Annotated in this window: 17 protein-coding genes; 7 read left to right on the forward strand and 10 right to left on the reverse strand. The window is 70.2% G+C overall.

Annotated elements, in window-relative coordinates; all coding sequences use genetic code 11:
- Positions 1-6 precede the first annotated feature (6 nt).
- The gene (locus AC1DXJ_RS18020) at positions 7-780 is read right to left on the reverse strand and encodes an SDR family NAD(P)-dependent oxidoreductase (protein ID WP_477637599.1); all 774 of its coding nucleotides are present in this window, start codon (positions 778-780) and stop codon (positions 7-9) included.
- Positions 780-1,628, reverse strand: a complete 849-nt coding sequence (locus AC1DXJ_RS18025) for a fumarylacetoacetate hydrolase family protein (protein WP_477637600.1) — start codon at positions 1,626-1,628, stop codon at positions 780-782. The genes AC1DXJ_RS18020 and AC1DXJ_RS18025 overlap by 1 nt, the downstream gene beginning before the upstream one ends.
- Positions 1,629-1,724: 96 nt before the next feature.
- Between AC1DXJ_RS18025 and AC1DXJ_RS18030 the strand changes: the two genes are divergently transcribed.
- Together AC1DXJ_RS18030 and AC1DXJ_RS18035 are read left to right on the forward strand one after the other, a co-directional pair.
- Positions 1,725-2,462, forward strand: coding sequence for a FadR/GntR family transcriptional regulator (locus AC1DXJ_RS18030; RefSeq protein WP_477614026.1), 738 nt, complete (start codon positions 1,725-1,727; stop codon positions 2,460-2,462).
- A 72-nt stretch (positions 2,463-2,534) separates the two neighbouring features.
- Positions 2,535-5,939, forward strand: coding sequence for a response regulator (locus tag AC1DXJ_RS18035; protein WP_477637601.1), 3,405 nt, complete (start codon positions 2,535-2,537; stop codon positions 5,937-5,939).
- A gap of 162 nt (positions 5,940-6,101) precedes the next feature.
- On the opposite strand, the gene AC1DXJ_RS18040 is transcribed toward AC1DXJ_RS18035, so the two are convergent.
- The 3 genes from AC1DXJ_RS18040 to AC1DXJ_RS18050 form a co-directional block, all read right to left on the reverse strand.
- Entirely contained in the window at positions 6,102-6,494 is a 393-nt protein-coding gene (locus tag AC1DXJ_RS18040) for a hypothetical protein (protein WP_477614028.1), read from the reverse strand.
- A 120-nt stretch (positions 6,495-6,614) separates the two neighbouring features.
- Entirely contained in the window at positions 6,615-7,730 is a 1,116-nt protein-coding gene (locus AC1DXJ_RS18045; RefSeq protein WP_477632779.1) for a CaiB/BaiF CoA transferase family protein, read from the reverse strand.
- Between the two features lie 90 nt (positions 7,731-7,820).
- Positions 7,821-8,009 carry a BldC family transcriptional regulator gene (locus AC1DXJ_RS18050; RefSeq protein ID WP_179421480.1) on the reverse strand — a complete coding sequence of 63 codons (189 nt, stop codon included), beginning with the start codon at positions 8,007-8,009 and terminating at the stop codon, positions 7,821-7,823.
- 200 nt (positions 8,010-8,209) lie between these two features.
- On the opposite strand from AC1DXJ_RS18050, the gene AC1DXJ_RS18055 reads away from it, so the two are divergent.
- The 4 genes from AC1DXJ_RS18055 (at position 8,210) to AC1DXJ_RS18070 (ending at position 11,859) form a co-directional block, all read left to right on the forward strand.
- Positions 8,210-9,316 (forward strand): Glu/Leu/Phe/Val dehydrogenase dimerization domain-containing protein, encoded by a 1,107-nt coding sequence (locus AC1DXJ_RS18055; protein ID WP_477614030.1) that lies wholly within the window; start codon positions 8,210-8,212, stop codon positions 9,314-9,316.
- Positions 9,317-9,488: 172 nt separating this feature from the next.
- On the forward strand, positions 9,489-9,686 hold the full coding sequence (locus tag AC1DXJ_RS18060; RefSeq protein ID WP_140739237.1) for a DUF3073 domain-containing protein: 198 nt from the start codon (positions 9,489-9,491) through the stop codon (positions 9,684-9,686).
- A gap of 137 nt (positions 9,687-9,823) precedes the next feature.
- A complete protein-coding gene (locus AC1DXJ_RS18065) occupies positions 9,824-11,314 on the forward strand; it encodes a purine-cytosine permease family protein (protein WP_477637602.1) in 1,491 nt (496 codons plus the stop codon).
- Positions 11,311-11,859, forward strand: coding sequence for a cysteine hydrolase family protein (locus AC1DXJ_RS18070; RefSeq protein WP_477637603.1), 549 nt, complete (start codon positions 11,311-11,313; stop codon positions 11,857-11,859). Before AC1DXJ_RS18065 ends, AC1DXJ_RS18070 begins: the two co-directional genes overlap by 4 nt.
- Here the strand turns inward: AC1DXJ_RS18070 and AC1DXJ_RS18075 are convergent.
- The 5 genes from AC1DXJ_RS18075 to purM all read right to left on the reverse strand — a co-directional run bounded on the left by AC1DXJ_RS18075 (position 11,856) and on the right by purM (position 15,051).
- Entirely contained in the window at positions 11,856-12,359 is a 504-nt protein-coding gene (locus AC1DXJ_RS18075; protein ID WP_477614033.1) for a hypothetical protein, read from the reverse strand. The genes AC1DXJ_RS18070 and AC1DXJ_RS18075 overlap by 4 nt on opposite strands.
- A 19-nt stretch (positions 12,360-12,378) precedes the next feature.
- On the reverse strand, positions 12,379-12,873 hold the full coding sequence (locus AC1DXJ_RS18080; protein ID WP_477624474.1) for a hypothetical protein: 495 nt from the start codon (positions 12,871-12,873) through the stop codon (positions 12,379-12,381).
- A gap of 95 nt (positions 12,874-12,968) precedes the next feature.
- Positions 12,969-13,460 (reverse strand): hypothetical protein, encoded by a 492-nt coding sequence (locus tag AC1DXJ_RS18085; protein ID WP_477624475.1) that lies wholly within the window; start codon positions 13,458-13,460, stop codon positions 12,969-12,971.
- A gap of 72 nt (positions 13,461-13,532) precedes the next feature.
- Entirely contained in the window at positions 13,533-13,886 is a 354-nt protein-coding gene (locus AC1DXJ_RS18090) for a hypothetical protein (protein ID WP_477614036.1), read from the reverse strand.
- 49 nt (positions 13,887-13,935) lie between these two features.
- Positions 13,936-15,051 carry a phosphoribosylformylglycinamidine cyclo-ligase gene (gene purM / locus AC1DXJ_RS18095; protein WP_477614037.1) on the reverse strand — a complete coding sequence of 372 codons (1,116 nt, stop codon included), beginning with the start codon at positions 15,049-15,051 and terminating at the stop codon, positions 13,936-13,938.
- A gap of 99 nt (positions 15,052-15,150) precedes the next feature.
- On the opposite strand from purM, the gene AC1DXJ_RS18100 reads away from it, so the two are divergent.
- Positions 15,151-16,020, forward strand: coding sequence for a hypothetical protein (locus AC1DXJ_RS18100; RefSeq protein WP_477614038.1), 870 nt, complete (start codon positions 15,151-15,153; stop codon positions 16,018-16,020).
- Positions 16,021-16,097: the final 77 nt, after the last annotated feature.

The following is a 16,097-nucleotide window of genomic DNA, read 5'->3' on the forward strand; positions in this document are numbered from 1 at the left end:
GAGAGGTCACGACCTGGGTCGCAGTCGAAGCCGGTCCATCCCGCCGTCGACAGCCAAGGTGGTGCCGGTCGTCGAACCGGCGAGGGGAGAGACGAAGTAGGCGACGGCGTGGGCGATCTCCATCGGCGTGACCAGGCGGCCGTGAGGCTGCCTGGCCTCGAGCGCTGCCCGCTCGGCCGCGGGGTCGTCAGCGGCGCTGAGGAGGCGCTCCACCCAAGGGGTGTCGGCCGTGCCGGGGTTCACCGCATTGACCCGGATGCCCTCGGGCAGCAGGTCGGCCGCCATGGCGAGGGTCAGCGACAGGACGGCGCCCTTGCTGGCCGAGTATGCCGCGCGGTTGGGGATGCCTGCGGTCGCGGCGATGGAGCAGATGTTGACGATCGCGGCCTGGTCTGACGCGCGCAGACTCGGCAGGGCAGCGCGAGTCACCCGCACGATGCCGAGGACGTTGACGTCCAGCACCCTGAGCCACTCCGCGTCGTCGTTGGCGTCGACGCCGCCCTGGGCGCCGATGCCGGCGTTGTTGGCGACGATGTCGAGGCCTCCGAGAGTGTCGACCGCCTCCGCCACGGCAGCCCTGACCGCGGAGTCGTCACTGACGTCTGCCGCCACGGCGAGGTGTCGGCCCCGGGCCACCGGGCTGACGTCACGGTCCAGCACGGCGACGGCCGCGCCGCGGTCGGCCAGCAGGTCGGCGATGGCCAGCCCGATCCCCGAGGCGCCACCGGTGACGAGGGCCTTGAGTCCGGCGAGCTCTCCCACTGCGGTAACGGCGGTCATCACGCGGCTCCGAAGGTCTGGCGCTGGCGACCGAGGCCGTCGATCTCCAGCTCGACGACGTCCCCAGCCTTGAGGTAGGGCGTGCCAGGCACCCCGAGGGCGACCCCGGCAGGAGTGCCGGTGTTGATCACGTCACCGGGGTAGAGCCTCATGAACTGGCTGATGTAGTGGACGAGGAAGTGGACCCCGTAGACCATGTCAGAGGTCTTGCCGTCCTGCTTCAGCTCGCCATTGACCCAGAGCCGGAGGCCGAGCGCCTGCGGGTCGGTCACCTCGTCGGGTGTCACCAGCCAGGGGCCGAACGGGTTGAACGTCGCGCAGTTCTTGCCCTTGTCCCACTGGCCACCGCGTTCGATCTGGAACTCTCGCTCGGAGACGTCGTTGCTGATGGCGTAGCCGGCGATGTGCGCGGCCGCGGCGGAGGGGCTCTCGAGGTAGGCGGCCTCGCGGCCGATCACGACGGCGAGCTCCACCTCCCAGTCGGTCTTCGCCGAGGCGCGTGGCACCAGGACCTCGTCGTCGGGTCCCACCACGGTGTCGGGAGCCTTCATGAAGAGCACGGGCTCGCTCGGCACCGTGGCACCCGTCTCCGCGGCGTGGTCGCGGTAGTTGAGGCCGACGCAGACGATCTTGCCGATCCTGGCCAGCGGTGGACCGAACCTCGAAAGGTTCTCGACCACGGGGAGGTCACCGGCAGCCAACGCGCGCTCCACGGTCCCGGCGAAGTCGCCGGACAGGATTCCGCCGTCCAGATCGCCGACGACCCGGCTGAGGTCGCGCCAGGTGCCCAGCTCGTCCTGCACGGCAGGGCGCTCTGCGCCGACGGCTCCGATGCGTGCCAGCTTCATTGCGGGTGCTGCCTCTCGTCGTCAACAGTTCTCGTCAGGCAATGATTATTCGTCATACGTATTCTGTCAAGCGAATCTTCTCGCTATGCTGGCGTCATGAGCGCAAGCCTGTCCTCGCCGTGGCCTCGACGACCCCGCCGCCTTGCCACCGCGGTGGTCGAGGAGCTGGTCGACTGGCTGGTGAGCGACGGACTGAGTACCGGCGACAGCCTGCCCACCGAACCTGCGCTGTGCGAGACGTTCGGCGTCAGCCGCACGGTCGTCCGTGAGGCGGTGAAGGCCCTGGAGGCCATGCGCATGGTCACGGTGCAGCAAGGCCAGGGCACACGGGTCCGGCCACTGGCGGACTGGGACCTGCTCAACCCGACCGTCCTCTCGGCGGTGGTACGCCACGACGCGGGAAACGTGATCCTGGGCGATCTGGTCGATGTCCGGCGGGCACTGGAGGGCCAGATGGCCGGGCAGGCGGCCACGAACTCGACACCGGCCGAGCGAGCGGCCATCTCCGAGCGGATGGCCACCCTCGACGCGAGCATCGGCGACGCCACGGCATACCTCGCGGCCGACGTGGCCTTTCACGACGAGATCATGGCCGCATCACGCAATCGCCTCGGCCGCGCCATCATCCACACGTTGACCGACGAGGCCTACCGCAGCCTGCGCTACGTCGGTGACCCTTCCGCGCAGCACATCCGGCTGACCAACGAGGCCCACCAACGGGTGCACGACGCCGTCGTGGCTGGTGACGCGGTGGCGGCACAGCGGGCAATGGACGAACACATCCTCGAGTCGTGGCAGCGCAGGCGCCCGGAGAACGCCCCAGATCAGGGCTGAGCCGTCGAGGGATCTGGGGCGAATTGAGTGTTTCAGTGGGCTTCCGTCGGGCTGATGAAGGAAGATCACTGCGTGCAGCATCCGCAGCCCCTCGACCCAGGCGCCCGTGGACGTACCGCAGGTGCGAGCGACCTCGGGACCCTGGGCGGCAAGGCCGACCTCGGCGACCTGAGCCGCTGGCTGGTCGAGGCGTCGCCCGACGGCCTGTGGGTCTTCGACGCCGAGGGCAGGACCGTGCTCGCGAACCCACGACTTGCGGAGATGCTGGGCAGGACGGTCGACGAGATGGACGGGCTGTCCGTCTTCGAGACCCTGGACGCGACCGGCCAGGCCCAGTTCGCCGAACACCTGAGCGGACTGCAGGGCAGCAGCGCCCCCGGCAGCAACCTCGAGTGCAGCCTGCTGCGCAAGAACGGCGAGCGGTTCTGGGCACTGGTCAGCCACACCCCGATCAGGGACGACGACGGCAACCACGTCGGATGGTTGCACCGGGTGACCGAGTACAGCGATCAGCGACGGCTGATCGAGACACTGCAACGGCGCGAGGCGCAGCTGGCCGAGGCGCAGCACATCGCCAAGATCGGCAGCTGGGAATGGGACGTCGGCAGCGACGTCGTGGCGTGGTCCGACGAGCTCTACCGCATCTACGGCGTGGAGCCCGACTCCGGCTTCGTCCCCAACTACCAGGGCTTCCTCGACCGGATGCACCCCGACGACCGGGACGCCGTGGCCGAGGTGGTCCGGCGCGCCCTGGAGGAGACGGGCGAGTTCGAGTTCGACGCGCGCATCTTCCACAGCGACGGCTCCCTGCGCTGGATCCGTGGCCGTGGCCGCCTCACCCGCGACGAGGTCACCGGAGCCCCCCTGCGCATGGGCGGCACCTCCCAGGACATCACCGAGAGCAAGGACGCGGAACAGGCCCTGGCCCTGCTCACGTCCATGGCAACCGCGGCCAACGACGCGACGACGTTGGCCGAGGTCATCCCCACGATCCTCAAGGACGTGGCACGGCACACGGGATGGCAGCCGGTGGCAGCGTGGGTGGTGACCAGGGACGGCGAGCTCGAACCCGTCCCGGGCGAGACCCGCGACGTGCCGGAACAGGACGTCGCCGAGGCCACCCGGATCGCGATGGCCGCCGTCGAGTCGCGCAGCCCCCAAGCCTCCCTCACGACGGAGGGCACCGCCCTCGTGGCCGCGCCCGTGGTGGCCGAGGACCGCGCCGCGTGCGTCGTCGTCATGGACACGCGGGCGACCACCCCGCCCACCGACAGCGACGGGCTGACGGTGGCCAGGGCGGCGGCGATCTTCTCCCGGGTCGCGGAGCGTCAGCTGGCCGCCGAGCGACTCGAGCAGGCGCGCGACAACGCGATGAGCGCGTCGATGGCCAAGTCCGAGTTCCTCGCGACGATGAGCCACGAGATCCGCACCCCGCTCAACGGCGTGATCGGGCTGTCCGAGCTGCTCGGACGCACCGACCTCACGCCGCACCAGCGACGGCTCGCCGACGGCATCGACGGCGCCGGCCGGAGCCTGCTCTCCCTCGTCAACGACATCCTCGACCTGTCCAAGATCGAGGCCGGGCGGCTCGACCTCGAGGCGGTCGACTTCGACCCGCGAGCCATCGTCGAGCAGAGCACCACCATGATGGCAGAGCGCGCGCGCGCCAAGGACCTCGAGCTTGCGGTGACCTGCCACCCGGACGTCCCTGCCGTGGTGAGCGGCGACCCCGTGCGATTCGGGCAGGTCATCTCCAACCTGACCGCAAACGCCGTGAAGTTCACCAACAGTGGCGAGGTCGTCGTCCGGGCCACGGTCGAGACGACGGACGAGACCAGCGACGCGACGAGCGACGTGACGCCCGACGTGACGCGCGTCGAGACCAGCGACGTGACGAGCGCGGAGGCCACCGACGCAGGCATCGTGCTGCGGGTCGAGGTCAGTGACACCGGGTCGGGCATGACGCCCGAGGTCAAGGAACGGCTGTTCACGGCGTTCTCCCAGGGCGACAGCTCCACCACGCGCGAGTACGGCGGCACGGGGCTCGGCCTGGCCATCAGTCGCCAGATCGTCGAGGCCATGGGCGGTGAGATCGGCGTCAACAGCGAGTCCGGGTACGGCAGCACGTTCTGGTTCACCGTGCGCTTCGCGCCGGCCAGCGTCAGCGCCGCCGTCGCCGCACCAGTGCCCTCGGTGGCCGGGCTGCGCGTGCTGGTCGTCGACGACAACGAGACCAACCGCTTCATCCTCGAGGAGCAGCTGGCCGGCTGGTCGATCGAGGCGGCGATCGCCTCGTCGGGGGTCGAAGGTCTCGGGCTCCTCGACGACGCCCACCGGCGCGGGCAGCCCTTCGACGTGGTGCTGCTGGACTACCTCATGCCCGGCGTCAACGGCGAGCAGTTCGCCCGGATGATGCGTGGTGACGGCCGCTTCGGCGACACCCGGATCGTCCTGCTCACCTCGGCCATGGACCTCGATCCGGAGGTCCTGACGGCGGCCGGCATCGACGTGTCATTGACCAAGCCCGTGCTGCCCTCCAGTCTGCTGGACACCCTCGCCGACCTGGCCGGCGCCCGCGCCGAGACCGCCCCGCCGAGCGGTGCGCCGAGCGGTGCGCCGAGCGTCCCTGGAACCGCCTCCTCGACTCCCGGCCGCGCCGACCGGCGCCTCCCGATGGGTTCCCGGGGCCGCGTCCTCGTCGTGGAGGACAACGAGGTCAACCAGCTGGTGGCCGTCGGCATCCTCGAGAGCCTCGGGTATGCCGTGGACGTCGCCGAGAACGGGCTGGCCGGCTACTACTCGTTCCAGTCGGCCGACGGCGCGTACGACGCGGTGCTGATGGACTGCCAGATGCCCCAGATGGACGGCTACGACGCCACGCGCATGATTCGCTCCTTCGAGGACGACCAGTACCGGACGCCCATCATCGCGATGACGGCGGCGGCCATCGCCGGCGAGCGCGAGCGCTGCCTCGAGTCGGGGATGGACGACTTCCTCACCAAACCCGTCGACGTGGCGCTCTTGCGCGACACCCTGGAGCGCTGGGTCCCGGTCAACGGCGACCACAGCGCCGAGACCGACGCCACGGACAGCCGACGGCTCGCGTCTCGGGCGGACACCACCGTGCTGGACCCCTCGCGCCTCGAGGAGCTGCTCGACCTCGACCCGGGCGACCCGACGATGCTGCTGCGGTTCATCGACAGGTTCGGGCCCAATTCCCGGGCCGCGCTGGCCACCATGCGCGAGCACCGCGAGGCGGGCGCGGCCCACGAGCTGAGTCGCGCGGCACACGGTCTCAAGGGCAGCGCGGCCAACCTCGGGGCCGAACGGCTCGCACTGCTCTGCGCGGACGTCGAGCACCTCGGCGAGGACGGCGTGGTCGTCGACCAGCCTGCCCTGGTGGCCGTGGAACGTGAGCTCGACGCGGCCGTCCGGGCGCTCGAGTCCTTCGCTGTCACGCTGCGCCGGCTGTCCTGACCCCCACGCCTCCATCACGAAAGCCACCGGTCATCTGTGGGATGACCGGTGGCTTCCGTTGAAGGGACTTGCTCTCTTGCCGTTCCAGCGCCCGTCTGGCTGAGGGACGGGGGCTGGGTGAGTCGGACGGCGCGGCACCGCAGGGGGAGGTGCCGGCCACCCTTACGCCGACTGGATGCCGGTGTCGACACCCCAGTGCTGGGGTGCGCTGGTGATGTACTGCCCTGTGCGTGCACCGAGGGCCAGCCGACGGCGCACTTCGCGCATCAGCTCGTCGTTGGTGGCCAGCAGTACAGCTTCGGGGTGCTCGATGCCGCCGAGCACGGACAGGCCGCACCCCTCGGCGGATCGCAGCACGATCTCGCGGACGGAGAGGCACAGGGCACGGGACAGCGCCAGCATCTCGTCGGGCTGGGGCCATTCCGGCAGGACCGGGGTGTCGAGGATCCCTTCGAGCGTCCACTCGTCCAGACCACTGCGCGTCGCGAGGGTCGCGCGGCTCCAGCCGAGCACGCGAAGCTGCTCCTGCAGGAAGGTGCCGAGGCTGTTGGTCACGGGGGCTCCAAGGGTGTGAAGAGGTGTGCCCCCTGATGGAAGCGCGGATTTCGGCTCCGGAGAACGAACTTTGCCAAGCCTTGACCATTGGGTCGGCTGTTCGGTGGACCGTCAATCCGCCTAACGTTCGGCTAGCCCACGCACGACCTCGTCGGTATGCCGTCCCGGCGGGCCCGCGGGCTGCCCCGCCGTCGTGGGGGTCACCGAGAAGCGCGGGGCCGGGGCCGGCTGGACCGTCCCGGGGGTGCCGGGGACGGCGGCATACGCCTGCCTGGCGTCGAGGTGGGCATCGGAGCGCGCCTCCTGGGCGGTCAGGACCGGCGCCACACAGGCGTCGAGGTCACCGAAGACCGCCACCCATTCCGCAAGGGACCGTGCGGCGAAGCGGTCGGCAACCATCTCCGAGACCCTCGGCCAGGAGGCGAGCTCCATCTGGTCGGCACCCACCGCGGCGCGGTCCAGCCCGAGCCCGGCCAGGAGCCGCTCGTAGAAGATCGGCTCGATCGCGCCCACCGCGACCCAGCGGTCGTCGCTCGTGCGGTAGCAGCGGTAGAACGGCGCTCCCCCGTCGAACAGGTTCGACCCCCTGGCCGCCGGCCACATCCCCGAGCCGAGCATCGACTGGTGCATCGCGGTCATCGCCCCGACGCCGTCGACGATCGCCGCATCGACGACCTGGCCCTGCCCGGACTCGCGCGCGTGCCACAGCGCCGAGACGACCCCGAGTGCCAGCAGCATCCCCCCGCCGCCGAAGTCCCCGAGCAGGTTCAGTGGCGGCACCGGCCGCCCGTCGGGGCCGGCGAAGGCGTCGAGAACGCCCGCCACCGCCAGGTAGGTGATGTCGTGACCGGCCAGGGCGGCATACGGTCCGTCCTGCCCCCATCCCGTCATGCGGCCGTAGACGATGCGCGGATTGCGTTGCAGCGCAACGTCTGGACCGAAGCCGAGCCGCTCGGCGACACCCGGACGAAATCCCTCGATGAGGATGTCGGACGCAGCGATCAGCCCGAGCACGACAGCCAGACCCTCGTCGGACTTGAGGTCCACGACCACGGACCGCCGCCCCCGCAGCAGCACTCCATGGGTGGCCCTCAGGTCCTCACCCGGCCGGTCGACGCGCACGACGTCCGCACCGAGGTCGGACAGCATCATCGCGGCGAAAGGGCCGGGACCGATCCCGCCGACCTCGACGACCCGGACGCCCGCGAGAGGGCCAGAACGGCGCGCCGAGTCCATGGGACCGAACGTACCGCCAGCACCGCTGTCAGGTGCGCGCCAGGCCCTGCCCCTCGACGCGCGAGTCCGTCAGCGGACGTCAGTGAACTGTCAGAGGACGTCAGTGAGAAGCGCGCGAACTTCGACTTCGCGGTAGCGGCGATGGCCACCGAGCGTGCGGATGGAGTTGAGCTTCCCCGCCTTGGCCCAACGCGTCACTGTCTTGGGGTCGACCCGGAACAGTGAGGCCACCTCCGCAGGCGTGAGCAACTTCTCGACCTCGGTGGTGCGAGTAACCATGTCTAACTCCTTGTGCAGGGGACGTGGTTCCATAATCGGACAAGCGGGACCCTTTGGGAACATTCCCAACGGGTCATCCGATATGGCCCGTTGGGACTAGTCACCGGACCAACCCGTGAGCGGGATTACGCTGGGTCCAGGCGCGCGATCCGCGCCGACCTCCCCGCCCTGCGCCTCACCGAGCTCAAGGAGTCACCACCGTGACCGCGTCCTCGTCGCCCAGCATCTCGACGCCTGCCACCTCCACGTCCCAGCACGAACAAGTGGTCTTCTGCCACGACAGGGCGACCGGCCTGCGGGCCATCATCGGGATCTACAGCACGGCTCTCGGACCAGCCCTGGGCGGCACGCGGTTCTACCCCTACGCCAGCGAGGACGCGGCACTGGCCGACGTGCTGCGCCTGTCCAAGGGCATGGCCTACAAGAACGCGGTCGCCGGCCTGGACCTCGGCGGCGGCAAGGCGGTCATCATCGGCGACCCGGCGACGGACAAGACGCCTGACCTGCTGCGCGCCTACGGCCGCTTCGTGGAGTCCCTCGGCGGCCGCTACGTCACGGCGTGCGACGTGGGCACCTACGTCGCCGACATGGACATCGTCAGCGAGACCACCCGCTTCGCGACCGGTCGTTCCGAGGCCAACGGCGGCGCCGGCGACTCCTCCGTGCTCACGGCCTTCGGCGTCTTCCAGGGCCAGCGCGCTGCCGCCCAGCACCTGTGGGGCCAGCCGACGCTCAAGGGCCGGACCGTCGGCATCGCGGGGGTCGGCAAGGTCGGCCGCATCCTCGCCGGACACCTCCTGGAGGACGGCGCCACGGTGGTGGTGACCGATGTCAACGAGCAGGCGCTGGCGGCCCTGACGGCCCTGCACCCCGAGATCGAGGTCGTCCCCGACACCGCGACCCTCGTGACCTCCGACATCGACGTCTACGCGCCGTGCGCCCTCGGCGGCGCGCTCGACGACACCACGGTCGAGAACCTGAAGGCCACCGTCGTCTGTGGCGGCGCGAACAACCAGCTCGTGGTGGAGGGTGAGGGCGGCACGGCCGACCGGCTCCGCGAGCGCGGCATCACCTACGCCCCGGACTTCCTCGTCAACGCGGGCGGCGTCATCCAGGTCAGCGACGAGCTGCACGGTTTCGACTTCGAGCGCGCCAAGAAGGGCGCCACGGCGATCTTCGACCACACCCTCGAGGTGCTCGAGACGGCGGATGCGCGCAACATCACCCCTGCCGCGGCCGCCGACCACATCGCCGAGGAGCGGATGGCGGCCAGGCAGGCCGCCGGGATCTGGCTCCCTGCCCGCTGAGCACGCGATCGCCCGGTGAGACGCGGGTCTCGCCACAGAACTTGCATCGCTCATGTAGCGTTGTCCTCACGACAAATACACGATTCCCGGGACCGCTCCGTCGAGCCGAGGCGCCGACATGGTGACTCGACAAGGCGATGCCGTCCCGGCAGACGCATGAGGGGGTCACGCCATGGGGCGCGGCCGGGCCAAAGCCAAGCAGACCAAGGTCGCTCGGGAGCTGAAGTACTTCTCTCCCAACACCGACCTGACGGCGCTTGAGCGAGAACTGCACGGGTCTTCCTACGCGGAGCCGGAACCTGTTTCCGACAGCTCTGTGGGCGAGGACGAGTACGACGAATACGGAAAGTGGGCCTCGGGTCAGCAATGACCCGACGTCCTGACTGACCTCCACCTCATGCGCGGGCCCTCGGGCTCGTGTGTCACCTCCGCCGCGCCGCGGCGTGCGGCCATGTCCGTGTGCCGTGGCGCAGCGGTTTGTGCTCGGGTGAGCACTACGCTCGCGTCATGAGCACTGACACGCGCGCTGAGACCCAGCGCCTTGGGGTGGAGACCACCGGGATCGAGATCATCGACGAGGCCGCTCGCACGGCCCGTCCGAAGGACCTCTTCTGGCCGTGGTTCGCGGCCAACGTCTCGGTTTTCGGGATCAGCTACGCCGGCTTCGTGCTGGGCTTCAAGATCTCGTTCTGGCAGGCCGTGCTGGTCACCGTCGTCGGCGTCGTCGTGTCGTTCCTGCTGTGCGGACTGATCGCGATCGCCGGCAAGCGTGGCTCGGCGCCGACCATGATCCTGTCGCGCTCGGCCTTCGGCGTGACCGGCCAGAAGGTGCCCGGGGTCATCTCCTGGCTGACCTCGATCGGGTGGGAGACCTTCCTGGCGATCCTGGCGACACTGGCCACGGCGACGATCTTCAAGCAGCTCGGCTGGGGCGGCGGCACCGGCACCAAGATCGTGGCGTGCGTCGTCGTCGCCGCCCTCATCGTGGCGGCGTCGGTGGCCGGCTACCACATCATCATGAAGATGCAGTCGTACCTCACGTGGATCACCGGCATCGCGACGGTCGTCTACATCGCCCTCACGGTCGACGACGTGGACATGTCAGCGGTCAACGCGCTGCCGAGCGGCTCCGCCGGCGCCGTGGTCGGGGCCCTGGTCCTGGTCATGACCGGCTTCGGGCTCGGCTGGATCAACATCGCCGCCGACTGGTCGCGCTACCAGCGGCGGGACGCCTCGGGCGCCTCGATCGTGGCCTGGAACACCTTCGGCGGCGCGCTGGCACCGACCGTGCTGGTCATCTACGGGCTGCTGCTGGCGGGCTCCGACGAGAAGCTGCGAGACGGCATCCAGGCAGACCCGATCGGCACCCTCGCCACGATCCTTCCGACGTGGTTCCTGCTGCCCTTCCTCGTGGCCGCGATCCTCGCCCTGGTGAGCGGGGCGGTGCTGGGCATCTACTCGTCCGGCCTGACCCTGCTCTCGCTCGGCGTCCGGATCCCCCGGCCCCGCGCAGCGTTCATCGACGGCGTCATCCTCACCGTCGGCACCATCTGGGTGGTCTTCTTCGCCGAGAGCTTCATCAACCCCTTCCAGTCGTTCCTCATCACGCTCGGTGTCCCGCTCGCGGCGTGGGCCGGGATCATGATCTCCGACCTCGTCCTGCGCAAGCGCGACTACGACGACGACGCGCTCTTCGACCCGCGCGGCCGCTACGGCACCTGGGACTGGACCTCGATCGGCACCATGGTCGTCGCGACCGTGCTCGGGTGGGGCCTGGTCGTCAACAGCTTCGCCGGTGACGCGTCGTGGAACAACTGGCAGGGCTACCTGCTCGAGCCCCTCGGGCTGGGGAAGTTCGTCGACGACCCGGCCGGCCCCTACTGGGAAGGCAACTGGCCCTACGCCAACCTCGGGGTCCTGCTGGCGCTGGTGCTCTCCTTCGTGGTCACGCTGGTCCTGCGTCGCGGCACCGTCCGCCGCCAGGAGGCCGGCACGTGAGTGGTCGCCCCTGGTTCGTGGCGATCGACCTGCAACGTGTCTTCGGTGACCCGGCCAGCGCCTGGCGTGCTCCCCGGTATGCCGCGGCCGCGGCCAACGTCGTACGCCTCGCCACGGCCTTCGGTGACCGCACGGTCTTCACCCGGTTCGTCGCGCCGGCCGAGCCCGCCGGTGCCTGGGTGCGCTACTACGAGGAGTTCGCGTGGGCACTTCAGCCCGCGGACGACCCGTTGTACGAGCTGACCGACGACGTGGCCGCCCACGCGACCACGACCGTCGTCGCCACGACGTTCGGCAAGTGGACCCCCGACCTGCGAGCCGTGGTGGGCGAACAGCCGTCCCTGTTCGTGGCCGGCGTGGCGACGGACTGCTGCGTGGTGTCGACGGTGCTGGCCGCAGCCGATGCCGGGGCGACCGTCACCGTGGTGACCGACGCCTGCGCGGGGTCGACCGATGACAACCACCAGAAGGCCCTCGACGTGATGTCGCTCTACGCGCCGTTGGTGTCACTCGCGACGACGGCCGAGGTGTTGGCCCAGGCCTAGAAGCCTCCCCCGCCAACCCAGGGCGACACGACCATGGCGTGCCCGTAGGCCAGCGCCTGGGCCTCGGCCACCGCCGCATCGGTGCTGGTCGACTGCGAGTCGCCACCGTGGTCCACGCCCACATCGGTGGGCGCGGGATCGACGCCGTCCCACGCGGCATACCCGGCGAAGAGGCCGAAGGCGGCCTCGGCGTGGATGACCGCCTGGGCGAGCACCCGCAGCACCGACGGGTCGCAGGCGTCGAGGAAGCCCCGCGGGTTGCGGCGCTCGCCGATGCTGATCAGCCGGGCGATCGCAGCCGTGTCGCCGGGACCGAGCCGTTGGCCGGCCACCAACCCGTCCTGGACTGCCGTCAGGACGCGGCCCCGAACGTCCTGGCCGAGGTCGTCGAGCGCTTCGTGGTGAGCGGCTTGGAGTGCGTCCAGCGGCCCGGTGCGGAGCAGGAAGCGGTACTGCCGGACGATCTGGTCCTCCGGCGCACGGTCAGCGATGGTCCCCATGCCTCATGCCAGGCCGCAGTCAGGCGCCTTGGTGGGCACCTTCGGGAGCCAGCCCGGGCGCCGTTCTCCGCGCTGCTCGCGACGCTGCCTTCAGCGACGACCGGGTGAGCGCCTCGCGGACGTCGCCGTCCTGGCCGTCCCAGTCCTCGTGGCCCTCGAGCAGCGGGACTGCCGCCGACCTGGTGATGACCAGGTGGGCGAGCCGTGCGAGCGCCGCCTCGTTCAGGGCGGACACGATGATCCCGGGTGTCCGCAGCTCGCCGACCGTGACGAGGTGGGCGATCCCGGCGATGTCGTCCACCGTGAGCTCCCGCCCGCTGAGCAGGCGATCCTGCGCGGTGCGCAGGACGTGGGCACGGTTCAGGACGTCGAGGGCAGCGATCGACTCGCGATGGAGGGCTTCCAGTTGCTCGAGGTGGGCCGTGCGGAGCACGTAGCGGTACTGACGGACCTCCGGACGCTCGACGGGGGCCGGAGGCTCGACCTGCCGCCGCTTGAACAGGGTCATGCTCACTCCACCGACGGTAGGCAGCCGGCATGCAAAGGGGCTCACCCAGAATGCGTTTTCGGACTCCACCAGATGGGGGATCCCATGACCTCCGTTGGATCTCAGTGGCCGCCGAACGCGGTGTCCGGAGAGCTGGGCCCGCCCGCGAAGTTGCGGTAGAGCACATGTCCCATCAACGCGTCGTGCCACTGCTCGCCGAAGCCGCCGTCGACCCACTCACCCTCTTCGGTGAGCTCGGGCTCGGCCCCGTCCCACGCGGCATACCCGCCGAAGCGGCCGAACATGGCCTCGGCCACGATGACGCCCTCGGCCACCTCCAGCAGCACGCTGGGAAGACAGGAACGCAGGAACTCACCCGGGCGCCGGCGCTCGCCCAGGGTCACCAGGTGGGCGATGGGGCGGACGTCATCCGGCCGCAGGCGCAGCCCGGCCACCAGCCCGTCCTGCACGGCCCACAGGACCATCGCCCGGCGAGCCCGGGCCATGGCCGCCAGCACCTCCACGTGGGCCTCTTCGAGCGCGTCGAGCGGGGCGGTGCGCAGGAGGAAGCGGTACTGGCGTACCGCCTGGTCCTCGTGCTGTGGCGCCCACACAGCCCGACGGTAACCCCGCCGCCGTCACGGGCGGAAGCCGCTGAGTGACGGCTTCGGTGGGCCCGTGCGTGCTCAGACCGGTGCGAACCCGACCACGATCGCGAAGAGGGCCGCACCCGCCGCCACGCCCACCAGTCCCGCCGCCAGTCCGGCCAGCCAGCGGGGGGTCAGGCCGTCAGGCGCCCCCGCAAGGGTCCAGCCCCCACCGCCGGCCACGGCCAGGCACAACGCCATCGACGCGCCGGTCACCACCCAGAGGTCGGTGCCCGACGTCGGATCCGACGGAGCGTGGCCGAGGACGTCGAGTGCTGTGGACACGGCGCCCAACATGACCGTCAGCACCAGTCCGGCCGCCCCGATGGCGAGCGCGCCGACCCACCCGACCGCGAGGGACCAGGCCAAGGTGCTTCTCGAGCGGGTGCTCATGCCGCTCAGTGTTGTCGGCGAAGGGCGCCCACCGCATGGGGTCGGGTACTCAGCCCGCGGGATGGTCCCCGACGAGCTGGACTGCGCCGCCCTCGACGCCCTTGGCGCCGCGCACCACCTCATGGCCGTCGTCCGTGGGTGCGTCCTCGGCACCCGTCACCTCACCGATCGCCCAGGCCCGTATGCCGCGTACCTCGAGGAACCGGGTTGCGGCGTCGACCTGGTCGGCCGGGAGCATCGCCACGAAGCCGACGCCCATGTTGAGGGTGCGCTCGAGGTCGGCTCGGGGAACCTGGCCGAGGCCGCCGACCGTCGAGAACACCGCCGGCGGGGTCCAGGTGGAGCGGTCGAGTCGGGCGAAGACGGTGGGCGGCAGGACGCGGGCGAGGTTGGCCACCAGCCCACCACCGGTCACGTGCGACAGCGCATGCAGGTCGACGCCGTCCGTGCGGATCAGGTCCAGCAGGTCGGCGGAGTACACGCGGGTCGGGGTGAGCAGCTCCTCGCCCAGGGTCTGGCCGAACTCCTCGACCTGGCGGTCGAGCTGCCAGCCCGCGGCGCCAATCACCTTGCGCACCAACGAGTATCCGTTCGAGTGCAGACCACTCGACCCGAGCGCCAGGACCACATCGCCAGGTACGACGCGGTCGGGACCCAGCACCTCGGCGTACTCCACGACGCCTGTCGCGGCACCTGCCACGTCGTACTCGTCGGGCCGCAGCAGCCCGGGGTGCTCGGCGGTCTCGCCGCCCACGAGCGCGACCCTGGCCTGCTCGCACGCAGCGGCGATGCCGGACACGATGGCCGCGATCCGCTCGGGGACCACCTTGCCCGTGGCGATGTAGTCGGTCATGAACAACGGCTCTGCGCCGCACACGACGATGTCGTCGACGACCATGCCCACGAGGTCGAACCCGATGGTGTCGTGCTTGTCGAGCGCCTGGGCGATCGCGACCTTCGTGCCGACCCCGTCGGTGCTGGTCGCCAGGACCGGGTGGCTCATCCGCGCGATCGCCGTGGCGTCGAACAGGCCGGCGAAACCGCCCAGACCCCCCAGGACCTCGGGACGCGTCGCCCGGCGGACCGAAGCCTTCATGAGCTCTACGGCCTTGTCACCGGCCTCGACGTCGACACCGGCGGAGGCATAGGTGATCGGCTCGCTCACGTGCCCACCCTAGACCGGTACGAATGACTGAGCCGAGGCGGTCCGGGCGGCGGGATCCTGCTCAGGCAGGGACCGTTTCGTCAGGGAGGGGAATCTGCCATGTCCACGAGCTACCAGTTCGACCTGTTGCGCACCTACCGGTTCCTGCGGCTGGCCATGGTGCTGCTGGTCCTGGTCATCTTCATCTCGGTCGTGGGCCACATCTGGTCCACCGACACCATGCTCCAGTCCATCAGCGCGTCCTACTACACGCCGGTGCGGGCGGTCTTCGTCGCCGGGCTGTGCGCCATCGGGACCTGCCTCATCGTCTACCAGGGGAGCAGCGAGCTCGAGGACGTGCTGCTCAACGGGTCGGGCTTCTTCGCCTTCATCGTGGCGTTCGTGCCCACCCGTCCGGAGGAGAAGTGCGTGTCCTCGGCGATCGCTCCCGACGTGCGCGAGGCGATCTCCAACAACGTCGGGTCGCTGTTCATCGTCGCGGTGCTGGCGTTCGCCGTCGTCATGGGGATCCAGCTCTTCGCCACGCCTGAGGACGAGCGCGAGCTGTCCAAGGGCGTCGGGGTGGCGATCGGCCTGTCGGTGCTGGCCTTCGTCGGGCTGGTCGCCTTCTACCTGTTCAACCGGGGAGCGTTCATGTGCCACGGCCACGACACGGCGGCCATCCTGCTCTTCCTCGGCATCGTCGCCGTGGTCTTCGTGAATGCGCGTGGGCTGGCCCGCGAGCAGGCTCGCGAGGACCACCGTCCGGTGCGCGACCATTTCTGGAACCGCTACTTCTGGGGCTTCGTGCTGATGGTGGCCTCGATCGTCGTGATCGCCGTGACCGGTCCCTGGCTGGGGTGGCTGGACCACTGGGTGTTCTGGCTCGAGGCGGCCCTGATCGGCCAGTTCGCGACGTTCTGGTTGACCCAGACGATCGACCTGTGGCGCGAGCCCCGGCGCCAGGACACCCCCGTCGCCGGCGCCTGACCCTCTTCCCTTGGCCGACTTGTTGCGACCTGGTGGTCACCCAGCGGCGATTTCGGGGTCCCGTGACGACCTGCGCG

The sequence above is a fragment of the Pedococcus sp. P2_D9 genome (assembly GCF_056404275.1).